This window comes from Nostoc sp., from assembly GCF_035638895.1.
Taxonomy (GTDB): Bacteria; Cyanobacteriota; Cyanobacteriia; order Cyanobacteriales; family Nostocaceae; genus Nostoc.
Genome location: NZ_DASQZC010000073.1, coordinates 1 through 13,843, shown reverse-complemented (window position 1 = coordinate 13,843; position 13,843 = coordinate 1). Strand labels below are relative to the sequence as shown.

Sequence of the window (13,843 nt, the reverse complement as noted above, 5' to 3'; positions counted from 1 at the left end):
ATTGCAATTCATCAAAATCCCTATTAGGGATTGAAACGTCCGTGTGCTGACATCACGAAGTTTGTTACCAACAGCACGGCGATCGCAACGGCAACCCGACAATTTGTCTTGTGATAGTGGTTACTATAGTAATAATTAGATAATACCAATTTGAACAATGATTGCGAGAGATGGAGCGCTCAAAGCATTTACCAGCAACTCTTTCTCTAGCAGACGCACTGGCGTTCACAATCCAAAATCCAAAATCCAAAATGCTATAAACCGTTCTCTTCCCAGTCCAAGATTACTTATTTCCTTATGGCAAACACTATTACAATTACCGATTCCCTGGTTCCTAATGCTGTACCGAAACCAGCAATCATTCGACTAGAAAACATTTTTAAAATTTATGGTAGTGGTGAAACAGAAGTACGAGCGCTGAATGATGTCAACCTAATCGTGGAACAGGGCGAATATTGTGCAATCATGGGGCCTTCTGGTTCTGGTAAATCCACAGCCATGAATATTATCGGTTGTCTCGACCGTCCCACAGACGGACATTATTACTTAGATAACCTCGATGTAGCCCAAATGGACGATCGCTCATTAGCACACATCCGTAATAAAAAGCTGGGGTTTGTGTTTCAACAATTCCATTTATTGCCCCAACTAACAGCACTAGAAAACGTGATGTTGCCAATGGTGTATGCTAGTGTGAACCCAAAAGAAAGAAGCGATCGCGCAACAGAAGCTCTGACGCGAGTAGGTTTAGCAAATCGCCTCAACAACAAACCAACTCAACTATCTGGTGGACAACAACAACGAGTAGCGATCGCGCGGGCGATCGTTAATCGTCCTGTGGTACTCTTAGCCGATGAACCCACAGGCGCACTTGATTCGCGCACAACCCAAGAAGTCTTAGATATTTTTAGCGAACTCAATGCCAGTGGAATTACCGTTGTCATGGTAACTCATGAACCAGAAGTTGCTCGTCAAACCCAGCGCATCGTTTGGTTTCGAGATGGTCAAGTAGTACACTCCAATCTGACACCATCTGACTTGAGTAGCGTTGCTATGTCATAACTTATTAAAGTCCGCCTACCCTTGGCTTTCTCACAGGATAGGCGGACTTTGTTTGTATAGCCGAGACTTCTAGTCTAGGCCGGCGGAGATGACCTACCATTTCATTACAGGCAGAAAACTCAAAATTAAAGCATGGTGACTTTTGACTTTTGACCGTCGCTTCTCTACCAGACCCTGCGCGTAGCTTGCTTCTCCCTTAGAGTACGCTCCAATTAAAAATTGAAAATGTAAAATTAAAAATTGAGAAAAATTCCTAAATTTTTAATTTTTAATTCTTAATTTTTAATTCCCCAAAAGGGGCGACTTCCGCCTTGCGGTACTAGTCGCCAGTTACGATTACAAACTAGACGTTTTTCCAGTTTGTGCTTGCGTCTCAATTGGCTTAACATCGGTGTAACCCACTTCACCAGCTATTGTCCGAAACACCGAAATTTGCTCATCAAAATCTAATCCTTCAATCTGGGAAACCAGATCAGTAATTGCCTTAGTTGGTTCATAGCTAGCTGGTAAGTCAACCACCTTATCCCCCATAGCTACTGCCCAAGCATACCAAACTAACAGCTGATTGTTTTCTTTTATCGCCCCATAAGCACGGGAATATTCTGTATCTTTGCGGTTAACTATATCCCGCATAATATCTAATTGCTGCTCATCTGATAACTCAAAATAATCTCCTAGCAAAAGTGGTGCTAACTCAGGTTCGGCAGCAGATGGAACGGCTGGTGTGATAGAATCACCCATTTTTTTATAAACTAAATAGAACCAGGCTAATTTTGCATCGGTATCTAAATTGTTAAATGCATCTACCAAATTTTGAGATTCATTGCTCTGGGCTTGAGAAATAGTTTTATCGTAACTTGCGGTCATAATTTTATTTCCAAAGAAATTTTACACGTTAAACTAAGGCTTACCAAAGTTTGAGCATCAGATTCTACTATCAAGAGAAAGAGTTATATTAATTGCAAATCGCAGCTTTAATCTATCTTTTAATAGAGGTAAAGCCTCTCCCAAGGGAGCAAGTAAAGTAGCTCATGACTTTGTTATGCTCTTTCGAGTAAGCAATAAAAAATTTAAGCTAAGGATTTTAATTATGCCTGATGAAGTAAAGCCCAATGTTAATGAAGCTCCCACCCATGATGCTCAATTAGCTGCCGAAAGCATAGCTAGTGGTGAAGAAAAAGCGCCAAAGGTCGATTTTGATGCTGATTATGCAACTGCACAACAATTCAGCGTTAGTGAAATTGATCGCACAGGTGAAGGCGCAGCAGCAGCCGATGCAGCCACTGCACCTCAATATCAAATCTCTAAACCAGTAGAGACAACAACTCAAGCGCAGTCAACTGGTAATCCTGATGATTTTCTCGAGTTAGCAAAGGAAGTTGGGAATTCTAAGACTGAGGGTGTAACTAATGTCACTGATGATTTAGTAAAACAAGCTTTGGAAATGGGTGAACGGAAAAATTAAGTTTTCCAGATATTTTGCTATTTTTTAGGGTGGGCATTGATATACATAGCCCACCCTACTCTTTTGGTGAATCGCCAATAGTTAAGATTTTCCCTATCGACTTTTGACTATTGATTAATTAATGACCATTCATCACTTCTAATAGTTCGCTAGGGTGCTGAATTAAATAATCTGGATTTTGCTTGGCTAGTACTTGCGGTGAATTAAAGCCCCAAGTTACTGCAATCACTTGGATATTTGCTTTCTTTGATGCTTCGATATCTCTGGTTTCATCTCCAACATAAATAACTTCTTGAGGTTGGAGTTGATGTTGCCTTAATACATTATTGATTATGGTTGTTTTACCAAAAATCGTAATTCCTGAGTAGATAAAATCAAATAGGTGATTTAAATCATTCATTGTAAGGAATTGCGTAACATTGTCTTTAGAATTAGAAGTGATAATTCCTAATTTATATCCTTCCTTCTGGAGTTCCGTTAATGCTTCTTTAATTCCTGGAATTGGCTTTAATTCTGGGATTTTATTTTTTAACTCTCCTTTAACTTTTTTAACTAAAAAAGGTATCTTAAATAGAGAAACTCCTGAGTATTTAATAATTTCCCTAGATGTTAAGTTTTTAAGGAAGGATAATTGCTCTGGGCTTATGTGTCTATAACCAAAGTCTATAGCTAGACGATTGGCAATACTTACAAGGGCATCTACTGTATCGGCAATAGTGCCATCAAAATCAAAAATAATTACTTTCGGGGTCATTATTTCGCCTGGATGCGTCAAGATTAGCTAGGGCGTTGCGTCGTAACATTTCTGGCTTAATCCGCCGCAAGGCAGATGCTGTAAATTGTTTATCCCACTCCTGATCTGAGATTTGGGCTAATTCTAGCAGTTTGGGAGCAATATTCCCAGGATAAGGCTGAAACTCTGCAATATCGGTTGTTTGGGAAAAACGTTGATTCCAAGGACAAACATCTTGGCAAATATCACAACCAGCAACCCAGCCTTGTAAATTGGGTATTACTGTCTCTGGCAATTCCTCTGCTCGATTTTCAATCGTATGATAAGCAATGCAGCGATTAGCATCCACGACAAAAGGCTGAGTAATTGCACCCGTAGGACAAGCCTGAAGACAACGAGTACAGCTACCACAGTGTTCTGTATGCGGGCGATCGCTCTCTAATTCCAAATTAGTCAACACTTCTCCCAAAAATACCCAAGAGCCATATTCCCGTGTAATCACATTACCATTTTTGGCAATCCAACCAATTCCGGCAAGTTGAGCCAACACTTTATCTTGCACTGGGCCAGTGTCTGCATAATAACGAGCTAATACACCTTCACTAAGTGATTCTAACCAGATGGCTAGCTGCTTGAGTTTTTTGTGCATTACCTTGTGATAATCCCTTCCCCAGCCATAACGAGAAATTTTGGCGTATTCCTCGCCTTCTTTCCGTTGATGTGGCGTATAGTAATTTAGCGCCACACACACTAGCGATCGCGCCTCTGGCATAACTTTGCGAATATCCTGACGTTTTGGGTTAGCCATCCATTCCATATCAGCGTGATAACCCAGTTCAATCCATGCTTGTAACCTCTGCGCTTCTATAGCATCTACCCTATCTACAGCAGCAATTCCAACTTTGTGAAAACCCAACTCGCCGGCTTTCTCTTTCACTACATTGCTGCTTGTTACGGAATACTGATTCATTTTTTTTATCTGGATTTTGCCTAAATAAAGGCGATTTAATTTTACATTACTTAGTAAATATATTTGATTAACATTTGTTGCTTACCCTATATATAAATTTTATTTATAGAAATTTTCCTTTGGATTCAAAACATGGTAAATGCACAGTAATGCTGTGCCCCTACGAGTGGTCTGTATTCTATGCAATTGAAAACCGCTAGATTGCAACATCTCTACCATCGTCAGGAAGATTTATACAAATGTGGCAATCTATCTCAACAGCAGGTTTCTTTTTAGCTATTTTTGTATTGAAATTAATATTTAGGTAACATAATACAGATATTTTTACTTTATCGTAAAAAAAGATACAACTCCATAAATAAATTTATGGAGATTGTTAGTTTTAAATTTTGAATTTGGAGCGAAGCGACGTGACCTCTGCTGAACAGTTGAAACAAGAATTCCAAATTGAGGGAATTACAGAAACAAGTGTACTGCGTTACTTTGAAACCTTAAATGCAGGAGAATTTGAGGCAACTGCTGCCTTATTTGCGGAAGATGGTGTAATGCGTCCACCATTTGAATCTGATATTGTGGGAACACATGCGATCGCTGCCTACTTAAAACAAGAAGGCCAAAACATTAAAGCTTATCCCAATACGGGAATAGCTGAGGCTTTAGAAAATGCTACAATTCAAGTGCAAGTAACAGGCAAAGCACAAACTTCGTGGTGTAGTGTGAATGTCTTGTGGTTATTCATCCTCAACCAACAACGGCAAATTTCATATACTAAAATCAAACTTTTAGCTTCTCCCCAAGAGTTACTTTCTTTACGTCGTGAAAACTAGTAAATAAGTATAATACCTTAGGCAATGTTTGATCCTACCCAAAACAAAATCCAATCACAGTAAATTTACATAACACATTACTTGAAAAGTAGTAAATTTTGTCTATCTCTCTTCCACGAGACGACTCTCACCACAAGGAACGCAAGAGCCAACCGACAGAAAGTTTGGTGGTGACATGAATCGTGGGCAGGGTTTGTGATAAAATATTATCAGTCAAAAGAACCTCCTATAGTTGTGAAAACGAAGCAGCATAATTAGGATAAGTAAAAAGACACGTATAGTGCAAATACGGTAGGGTATACCGGACTTTAAGCTTTTGGAGAAGTTGTAAGACTCGTTGCTACTTGTACCAAAAAGCAAGTTTCTGTGATCTTGCATCTCCCGTCACAACGTCAGTTTGACGGGGGAGTGTCAATTCACTAATTCGGGTAAAGTAGCTTCTAACTTTAGACAGTTGGCACCATCAATCTGCAACTGGTAGTCTACTTTATCCATAAGACGATTCATAATTAGCCAACCATAACCACCCTCTTGTTTTTCCATCGGGTTTGGAGCATAGTAGTCAGACATATCAAAGCCTTCGCCGTAGTCCCAAACTTCGAGGGCAAGATCCCGATTTTTAACTTCCAAACGTAGTAAAATAGGTAAATTTGGTTTGTCCTTGTGGGCATGACGGACTGCATTTGAGTAAGCTTCTACTAAAGCCAATCTCAAACGGCTTGATTGTCGTGACCAGTCTACAGATTCTCCTAACTGGATTTTCAAGCATCCCAGCAGCCAGGTTTCGACAATATTCAGAAAACTCAAGTCACTTGGTACGTGAAGCTCACTTTTCATTACTTACAAAATCTCCAGTGAAAGTATAGTTTGATCATCTTCTTGAACGTGGTTGTCTGCCTGGATGCGAGCTAGTAAATGGTTAAGAGAAAGCGGTTGTTCCTCTTGTTGCAAAAGTTGCCAAAGACCATCTTGATTCAGCATAGAACGGTTAACTGGGTCAACGCCAGACTCGGTTTTTCCTGGAAGAGCAAAGCTATTTGATACCGTAGCTTCTGTAATTCCATCGCTGGCCAGTAACAATGTGTCTCCAGCCGCGAGAACCAAGCGACCAGACTGTGCCTGCCACTTAGGCAAGATCCCCAAAGGAACACTGCGAACTTTCAAGTAATTGGGATTGTCATTTAAAGCACCTTGACGTGACCATAACAGTGGATAAATATGACCAGCATTAGTGTAGACAAGTTCCTTCGTGCTAGGGGTATAACAAGCTAACACAAGAGTAATGAAATAATTGTTGCTAATTAAGTCTTCACTGAGAGCGTGGTTGAGGTTCTGCATGACCACATTTGGCTCGGCTGGTGCTTCTTGAGATAATTCTCGGCGCAATACTGAAATAATACTAGCCATAAATAAAGCAGCTGGGACACCCTTTCCAGAGACATCACCCACTGCTAACCACAAATCGCCTTTAGGATGGACAAAAACTTCAAAAAAATCGCCTCCTACTTCCCGCGCTGGGTAACAGCAGGCTTGCACCTTCACACCTTTGATGTCAGGTAAAGTTTGGCGTAGCAAGTTGTATTGAATTTGGCGGGCTACCTCCAACTCATTGTGAATTTGCTGTTGCTTTTCTTGGAGGCGCTGGTAGAGTTTTGCTTGAGATAGGGCTAAGGCTGCTTGTTCGGCAACACCTGCAATCAGTTGGATGTCTTCATCTTGCCAAGGGCGATCGCGTCCCCATTGGTGAAGAACCAGCACAGCCAATAAATGCTGCTGATAGCTAAGTGGCACTACCAGATGGTGAGAAGGATTACCCTCATATACATCTTGAGCAAGTTGATAATGACGGGTTTCCAGCACTTTTTCAATTAAAACACTGGGGTCGAAGAAGCAATCTGATACATCTGATTTCGGATCGCGGTATAAGAACTGGTCTTGTGTGAGGCGATCGCCCTCTACTGGTCTGAGCAAGCAATTGCTAGCTTCAAATGTTTGTCCAATAGTTGCGACAATTTTTTGCAGCATACTGTCGTAGTCTAGAGACTCTCGAATTGCCGTTGTTACAGCATTAAACAAAGATTCTCGCTGTAGGGCCCGACCCAACTCTTGGGTGCGCTTCTTAACTAGACGATATGTATCAGTGGCTTGCTCAACTAAGGCTCTGAGCCGTTCAGGATTCCAGGGTTTGGTAATGTACTTGAATACCTGACCGGAGTTAATCGCATCCACCAAATCTTCGACATCAGTAAAACCAGTTAACAAAATCCGAATCGTGTCTGGAAAGCGCTCTACGGTGTGACTAAAAAATTCGGTGCCATTCATTTCTGGCATTCTTTGGTCAGAAATAATCACCGCCATTTCACCAAACTGATCCAAGATTTCCAGTGCGCCAAAGGCATGATTGGCTTTATATACTTGAAAATCTCGCCTAAAAGTGCGGTAGAGTAAATCTAAGTTATCTGGCTCATCATCTACCACCATGAGCTTAAGTTTGTCCACCCCGATTTCAGCCATATTTGACTTTAGTTTTCACATATTTGAATGGCGAGATAATATAATTTTTATCCCACCTGAGAATCAACCAAAAATTAATAACTAATCATTTTCAACAGCTATCAGTTATCAGTGTTTTAAAACTTGATAACTGTTGACTCAATTTAATCTTATCCTACTAACCCAGAACGCAAGGCGCGGACTGCTGCTTGGGTACGGTCATCGGCACATAGCTTATTCAAAATATTGCGAACGTGAGTTTTAACAGTCCCAACAGTGATATAAAGCCTTTCAGCAATTAATGCATTACTACAACCTTCGACAATCAACTGTAGCACTTCCAATTCCCTTTCTGTCAGGGTGTAAGGTTGAATTCCTTCTAGATTCTCGACATAATCAGGGTTAGAGGCAATGGTCTTAGTATCTACAAAAGCTGATTCCAATTTTTGGGGATTTTGTTGCGCTTGTTGTAATACAATCCGAGCGATCGCGGGATCGATCCAAGCGTTGCCATTGTAAGTTACTCTTATTGCTTCCAGCAAATTATCGAATTTGATATCTTTCATACAGTAAGAGTCTGCACCAGCCGCAAAAGCTGCTAATACAGCTTCTTTGTTATCCCGTAGTGTCAAAATTAACACCTTTGTTAATAGCTGCTGCCCATTAGCAGTAGATTTTACCTCCCGTGTCAGTTCAATGCCATCCTTATCTGGTAAACCAATATCTATAATGGCAATATCTGGTTGTACCATTTTTAACATCTTTAGCCCCTCAGCAGCATTGGCAGCTTCACCTACAACTTCAATGTCATCCTTTTGCAGTAGTGCTGTCCGAATACCTACACGAGTTAGGTCATGATCTTCAATCAGAGCGATACGAATTTTACTCATAGTCAACTTCAGACCGTTACACTACCTTAACCAGAAAGTCGAATTTTGTGATATACTCCCACACTAATTGCAAGTAGTATAGTGGGGGTTTCTGTTCCCGGAACCAGAGTTACGAGTTAAGCGTTTTATACTTAGTAGAATATTACACTTCAACAATCAAATTTGGACTGGTTCAGCCCAAGTACAAGCGCCCAAGACTAATTAGTTATGCTTTCTATTGTTGCAGGGCAATGGGAATCTCTCGTGCTTAAGTTCTAATATAAAAAATTTGATAAACTTAACATTCAAGTAAATCTGGTGTGAGGTTAATCCAGAATAGGCTATGTCTAAAGGCAATGAAGCATTTTCAGTGTTGGGAATACCAGTTCATGTGATGGCTAACTATCCAGGCTGGTTGTTAGAATGCCTGCGTGCAGGCAGAGGAATTCATGTAGTAACGCTCAATGCAGAAATGACTATGCAGGCAGAGCAGAATCAAATCCTAGCTCAGGTCATTAAAAATGCTGAACTAGTGATTCCAGATGGAGCTGGGGTTGTTCTGTATTTGCGATGGCTATTATGGCAAAAAGTGCAGCGTTTTCCAGGGATTGAACTAGCAGAAAAACTTTTGCAAGAAATCGGGCAAGAGAAAACAGGGGCAAAGGTTTTTTTCTATGGAGGAGCGCCTGGAGTAGCCTCAACTGCGGCAGATTTTTGGCAGCAGCAAATTCCAGATTTGAGTATAGTAGGCACTCACTCAGGCTACCATTCCCCAGAAGAAGAAGCACAATTGCGAGAAACTCTGGTTCAATTGCAGCCACAAGTGATTTTTGTCGGTTTGGGAGTGCCACGTCAAGAGTTATGGATTGCCAAAAACCGCCATTTGTGTCCCCAAGCAATTTGGATTGGTGTTGGTGGTAGTTTTGATATTTGGTCGGGAACTAAAACTCGCGCTCCCGCCTGGTTAGGAAATAATAATTTGGAATGGTTGTATCGGCTTTATCAAGAACCTTGGCGTTGGCGGCGGATGTTGGCTTTGCCAGCGTTTGCTGTGAAAGCGTTTGTTTATCGTTTGACGGCAAGGGGTGCAATTAGTTGAGAGTGGGGAGTGGGGAGTAGGGAATGCTAAGTTATATATGGGTGCTATTACTTAGTTCGTATTAAAGTCTTCAAAAAATTTAAATTTTCTTTGTTAAATTTTCAATTCCCAGGCAAAACCTGGGAATCCTTATTTTTGAGAGGAATAAGCTAATCTAAACCCGTAAGCTATTTGGTTGTGGGGATAAGGAAAATTTAACAATGCCAGTATTAACAACTCAAGTTAAAACAAACAACTCAGTTCATAGAGAGGACAATAAAACTCAACAGCAGGTTAGCAATACTACTGTCAAGGTGCAATTGCAATCTGTAAGCAAGACTTATACTAATGGCACTCACGCCTTGTTAAATGCGAACCTTGAGGTAAAAAAGGGAGAATTTCTGTTTATCACAGGGCCAAGTGGTTCTGGTAAATCAACGCTTTTGAAACTGTTGTATGGCCAGGAGTTAGCGACGCAGGGAGAAGTAATTGTTGATGGATGTAATGTAGCGGGTTTACGGGGCGATCGCTTGTCATTATTGCGGCGACGAATTGGCATTGTCTTTCAAGACTACAAACTGATTACCCAGCGAACAGTAGCGGAAAATGTGACTTTTGTGCTGCAAGCTCAAGGGTATACCCGTAAAGAAATTCAACGACGCTTAGAACCAACCTTGAAGCTGGTAGGTTTACTGAGTAAAGCTGACTGCTTTCCAGATCAACTATCTGGGGGAGAGCAACAACGGGTGAGTATTGCTCGTGCGATCGTTGGTACACCACCCCTACTACTGGCGGATGAGCCGACTGGAAATCTCGATCCAGATAATTCCTGGCAAGTGATTCAGATTCTCCAGAAGTTAAATTCCTTTGGAGCTACAGTAATTGTTAGCACTCACGATGAACAATTGGTACGGCGATGCAATCATCCGGTAGTGCAAGTTCGCAATGGACAGTTGTCTCGAAAATAGTTATTTGTCATTAGTCATTGGTCATTGGTCATTTGCAAAGGACAAATAACTAATAAATGTGGTGCTTGACTTTTGCTGATACGGGTGTGAAAGTTGATGCTGTTTTGGGGGGTAGAACTTGTAAGCGATGGTTTCCGACCGACCGGAGGTCATCGCAGGCTTGTAAACTCTTAAAAGCTGCCTCTCTGATCGCAACTTCTTCTTCTCGACTGAGTAGGAGTTGCAAGCATTTGACAATATCTTGCTGCACTGAAGAATCAACTCGCTTACGGCTGATGACTTTAGTTAGTTGACGTAGGGCAATCATCCGCTTTAATGGATCTTCTTTTTCTGTTAAATTTACCAACAACTGATCGAGGTGGTCTTCTTCTCGATTTTCATAAAAGTTGACAATTTGCCAGACCAATAAAATTAAAGTCAACAGTGTTCCCACGCCTTGCACAATAGCACCAGCAGCAATCCAGGAACTGTGAGAGTCAACCCAAATTGCAGCGGCCATATAAGTAGTGACAGTAGCAAGACCACCACTTATGACTGCTAAAGCTAACCGACGATTTGAACTTTTTAAGAAGTTACGTATCTTAGACCAGTGTAATTGCCAGTCCCACTCCTGCATTGAGTAAACCAATACCATTATCCCAACGCCGATTGAGAGAGCCAATAGCAGCATCCAGTTCCACAACAACATGGCAACAACAATTGTCAAGAACCCAAGAAAGCCTCCAGGCCCAGAGAAGCGCTTAAATGTTTGCTGCTTTGTTGCTCCCTTTGTCTTGAACAATGGATGCGACCAGTTCCAGTTAGGGATCTGGTTGATCAGTTGCTGCCAAGAAGACGAAGCCTGTGCCACAGTGTTTACCTACTTGATTACGAAATTAACTATTGTATAAGTTTTACTACGGTTGAAGAAAGGGTGAAGACCCAAACCACAAGATGCGCGATTTTTAAGGACAGCATAAGACCTCTTGCAAAAGTCCCTAACACCCCACCCCCAACCCCTCCCCTTATCAAGGGGAGGGGAGACAAAGCGCAGCTTTGGCGGGGTAGGCTTCTTATTTTGGATTTATGCAAGAGGTCTATAGTAGATTAGTCCAGCACGGCGGAAATCAAGATACCATTTTAAATGGCTCAGAGCAAGGGTATAAAAGCTTTTTAAAGACAAAAACGAAAGTTATCAAGGGTGAATTGCCCATCAAAAGCACAGAAGGTAACGCTGTAGATGTTATCCCCAGTTATAGATAATAAGCTATTGGGGGAAATTGCCGAGTCTGAATTGGCAAGATTGGCGCTTGGTAGTACAGTTTGAGCAATGAGTTGGCGATCGCGATCGTAGGCGGAAAGCACTAACCGTTGCGAACTAGTGACAAAGGCGCTAACCGAATTAACCGGACGCAAGAAAGTAGCTTCTAAAAATCCGCTTTTAGGCGCTCCCATTAAAACTGTTAGCCCTGAATAGGCTGGAAATGCTGGATTTGATGGCTGTATTGCTATAGAATTGTGAAAAATTACTCCCCAGCGTTCATATTGGCGCTCTACTGGTTCAAAACACTTTAAGTCTTCTAAGTTTAAACAAATACAAGTAGGTACAGTCACTCTGCCAGCGTCAATAGCTGACTCGACCTGATCCCCCCAAGCTGAAACTTTAATTTCATTTTGTATATTAAAGTCAAGTGCAAATTTAGCGTCTTCAATCGTTGGTAGTTTATTTAATTGAAGAGTAGCCTGTACCATGACATTCCGTCTTACCATTACTTAGATAATAATTAGATTTAGTAATACATCAAAAGCTATGTTTTTACATGTCGAACTAGAATTAATAGCTTGTTAAAATAAGCATTTTGAATCTTCTTGACGCTCAAAATTATTTATGAGTTTCTTGATAGACTAGCATAAAAACTTATATTTGATTCACGCTTTAGTGATACTTGCTACCATGAAAACCCCTGCATGACAGTAATTTCAACACTCAGTCACTTTTTATTATGAAAAAAATCACCAAATCTTTATAAGTAATCTAGTAATTTTATATCTACTTAATTTAATGGTAGGCAGAAGTTCTAAAGTCATTGGTTCGTCGATAATAACAATGAGTGAGGAGTTTGAGCTAAATAGGTAAGTATTCTGAGGTGACTAAAGAAAATGCGGTAACGCGGATAAATTATCAAATGCTCTCTCCGTATCTACGTATCTCCTGAAAGACTCTATTACTCGTACTACTTAAATACTACAGTCAACAAAAATTACTTATGTTTCAACCACAAGGATTTGAACAACGCTCTATAAATACCTCACTAGGTAGGATGGTATATTATACAGCCACTGGATCACCTTGGCAGGAAAATTTTACAGCAAAAGATGATCGGGAAACTTTAGTGTTTCTGCACGCCTTTGGTGGTGGATCTTCTGCTTATGAGTGGTCGAAAGTATATCCGGCTTTTGCCGCAGAATATCGGGTCATTGCGCCAGATTTAATCGGTTGGGGTAGGTCTGAGCATCCAGTACGGAGTTATAAGATTGAAGATTATTTAATCACGATTCGGGAGTTTTTTGAGCAGACTTGTACCGGACCAGTAACAGCGATCGCTTCTTCTTTGACCGCAGCCTTTACAATTCGAGTAGCATCAGATTATCCTGATTTATTCAAGTCTTTAATTCTCACTACCCCCGCCGGACTTTCCGACTTTGGCGAAGACTACTCCCGTAGTTTTTTTGCCCAGTTAATCAGCGTTCCCCTTGTTGACCGTTTACTTTACAGCACTGGAGTAGCCACCAGTGGGGGTATTCGCAGCTTCTTAGAGCAACGGCAATTTGCTCAATCTAATCGAGTGTACCAAGAAATTGTAGATGCTTATTTACAATCTGCCCTACAGCCTAATGCTGAGTATGCAGCACTCTCTTTTGTCCGTGGCGATTTATGCTTTGATTTATCCCTTTATATTCAACAACTGACCACTCCCACCGCCATTATTTGGGGACAAAGGTCGGAATTTACAGGCCCCTCAATTGGTCGCCGCCTTGCCGAAATTAATCCCCAAGCAATCCGATTTTTTCAACAGTTGGAAGATGTGGGGTTAACACCCCAGTTGGAATTGCCAGCAGTGACAATCGGGTTAATTCGCCAATTTTTGCCTTTGCTTAATTAATGATTTGTTCAGTAGTACACCGGTAAGAGTGCACAGATGTGCATTGGTGTCAACTTAAGTAAAAACGCTTATCCCACAGGCGTTTTACCCCACCCCTTAATCCCCTCCCCGTGAACGGGGAGGGGAGGTTTTGTCGCTAGACAAAAGCGGGGTGGGGTTCCGACGACTTAATTGGTAATTGAGTAAGCTTGATATAACGTCATTGCCAGGGTTTTGCGTTAAGTTGACACGTATG

At 41.2% G+C, this 13,843-nt stretch carries 14 protein-coding genes; 6 read left to right on the top strand and 8 right to left on the bottom strand.

Translation table 11 applies throughout. The features are described from left to right. The first annotated feature begins 297 nt into the window (after positions 1 to 297). Positions 298 to 1,062 carry an ABC transporter ATP-binding protein gene (locus tag VE944_RS03300; RefSeq protein ID WP_324972223.1) on the top strand — a complete coding sequence of 255 codons (765 nt, stop codon included), beginning with the start codon at positions 298 to 300 and terminating at the stop codon, positions 1,060 to 1,062. A 336-nt stretch (positions 1,063 to 1,398) separates the two neighbouring features. Here VE944_RS03300 and VE944_RS03295 read toward each other — a convergent pair whose 3' ends face one another. Beyond that, entirely contained in the window at positions 1,399 to 1,929 is a 531-nt protein-coding gene (locus VE944_RS03295) for an orange carotenoid protein N-terminal domain-containing protein (RefSeq protein WP_324972219.1), read from the bottom strand. 223 nt (positions 1,930 to 2,152) lie between these two features. Between VE944_RS03295 and VE944_RS03290 the strand changes: the two genes are divergently transcribed. Next, a complete protein-coding gene (locus tag VE944_RS03290; protein WP_324972217.1) occupies positions 2,153 to 2,527 on the top strand; it encodes a hypothetical protein in 375 nt (124 codons plus the stop codon). 118 nt (positions 2,528 to 2,645) lie between these two features. On the opposite strand, the gene VE944_RS03285 is transcribed toward VE944_RS03290, so the two are convergent. Further along, entirely contained in the window at positions 2,646 to 3,281 is a 636-nt protein-coding gene (locus VE944_RS03285; RefSeq protein WP_324972214.1) for an HAD-IA family hydrolase, read from the bottom strand. Continuing rightward, on the bottom strand, positions 3,256 to 4,230 hold the full coding sequence (gene queG, locus VE944_RS03280; protein ID WP_324972211.1) for a tRNA epoxyqueuosine(34) reductase QueG: 975 nt from the start codon (positions 4,228 to 4,230) through the stop codon (positions 3,256 to 3,258). The genes VE944_RS03285 and queG overlap by 26 nt, the downstream gene beginning before the upstream one ends. A gap of 410 nt (positions 4,231 to 4,640) precedes the next feature. Here queG and VE944_RS03275 point away from each other — a divergent pair, with 410 nt between their 5' ends. Further along, positions 4,641 to 5,057 carry a ketosteroid isomerase family protein gene (locus VE944_RS03275; RefSeq protein WP_324972208.1) on the top strand — a complete coding sequence of 139 codons (417 nt, stop codon included), beginning with the start codon at positions 4,641 to 4,643 and terminating at the stop codon, positions 5,055 to 5,057. Between the two features lie 411 nt (positions 5,058 to 5,468). Here VE944_RS03275 and VE944_RS03270 read toward each other — a convergent pair whose 3' ends face one another. From VE944_RS03270 to VE944_RS03260, 3 genes are all read right to left on the bottom strand, one after another. Continuing rightward, complete coding sequence (locus tag VE944_RS03270) at positions 5,469 to 5,894, bottom strand: ATP-binding protein (RefSeq protein WP_324972205.1); 426 nt, start codon at positions 5,892 to 5,894, stop codon at positions 5,469 to 5,471. A 3-nt stretch (positions 5,895 to 5,897) separates the two neighbouring features. Beyond that, positions 5,898 to 7,571, bottom strand: coding sequence for a SpoIIE family protein phosphatase (locus tag VE944_RS03265; RefSeq protein ID WP_324972202.1), 1,674 nt, complete (start codon positions 7,569 to 7,571; stop codon positions 5,898 to 5,900). Between the two features lie 149 nt (positions 7,572 to 7,720). After that, complete coding sequence (locus VE944_RS03260; RefSeq protein ID WP_324972199.1) at positions 7,721 to 8,440, bottom strand: response regulator transcription factor; 720 nt, start codon at positions 8,438 to 8,440, stop codon at positions 7,721 to 7,723. Between the two features lie 322 nt (positions 8,441 to 8,762). Here VE944_RS03260 and VE944_RS03255 point away from each other — a divergent pair, with 322 nt between their 5' ends. Next, on the top strand, positions 8,763 to 9,518 hold the full coding sequence (locus VE944_RS03255) for a WecB/TagA/CpsF family glycosyltransferase (RefSeq protein ID WP_324972195.1): 756 nt from the start codon (positions 8,763 to 8,765) through the stop codon (positions 9,516 to 9,518). A 200-nt stretch (positions 9,519 to 9,718) separates the two neighbouring features. Then, on the top strand, positions 9,719 to 10,465 hold the full coding sequence (ftsE, locus tag VE944_RS03250) for a cell division ATP-binding protein FtsE (RefSeq protein WP_324972193.1): 747 nt from the start codon (positions 9,719 to 9,721) through the stop codon (positions 10,463 to 10,465). 49 nt (positions 10,466 to 10,514) lie between these two features. Here the strand turns inward: ftsE and VE944_RS03245 are convergent, their stop codons facing one another. Both VE944_RS03245 and VE944_RS03240 read right to left on the bottom strand, forming a co-directional pair. Then, positions 10,515 to 11,315 carry an armadillo-type fold-containing protein gene (locus VE944_RS03245; protein ID WP_324972190.1) on the bottom strand — a complete coding sequence of 267 codons (801 nt, stop codon included), beginning with the start codon at positions 11,313 to 11,315 and terminating at the stop codon, positions 10,515 to 10,517. 302 nt (positions 11,316 to 11,617) lie between these two features. Beyond that, positions 11,618 to 12,214: a hypothetical protein gene (locus tag VE944_RS03240; protein ID WP_324972187.1), complete on the bottom strand. Its 597-nt coding sequence runs from the start codon at positions 12,212 to 12,214 to the stop codon at positions 11,618 to 11,620. Positions 12,215 to 12,711: 497 nt separating this feature from the next. Here VE944_RS03240 and VE944_RS03235 point away from each other — a divergent pair, with 497 nt between their 5' ends. Beyond that, positions 12,712 to 13,608 (top strand): alpha/beta fold hydrolase, encoded by an 897-nt coding sequence (locus VE944_RS03235; RefSeq protein ID WP_324972184.1) that lies wholly within the window; start codon positions 12,712 to 12,714, stop codon positions 13,606 to 13,608. Positions 13,609 to 13,843 lie beyond the last annotated feature (235 nt).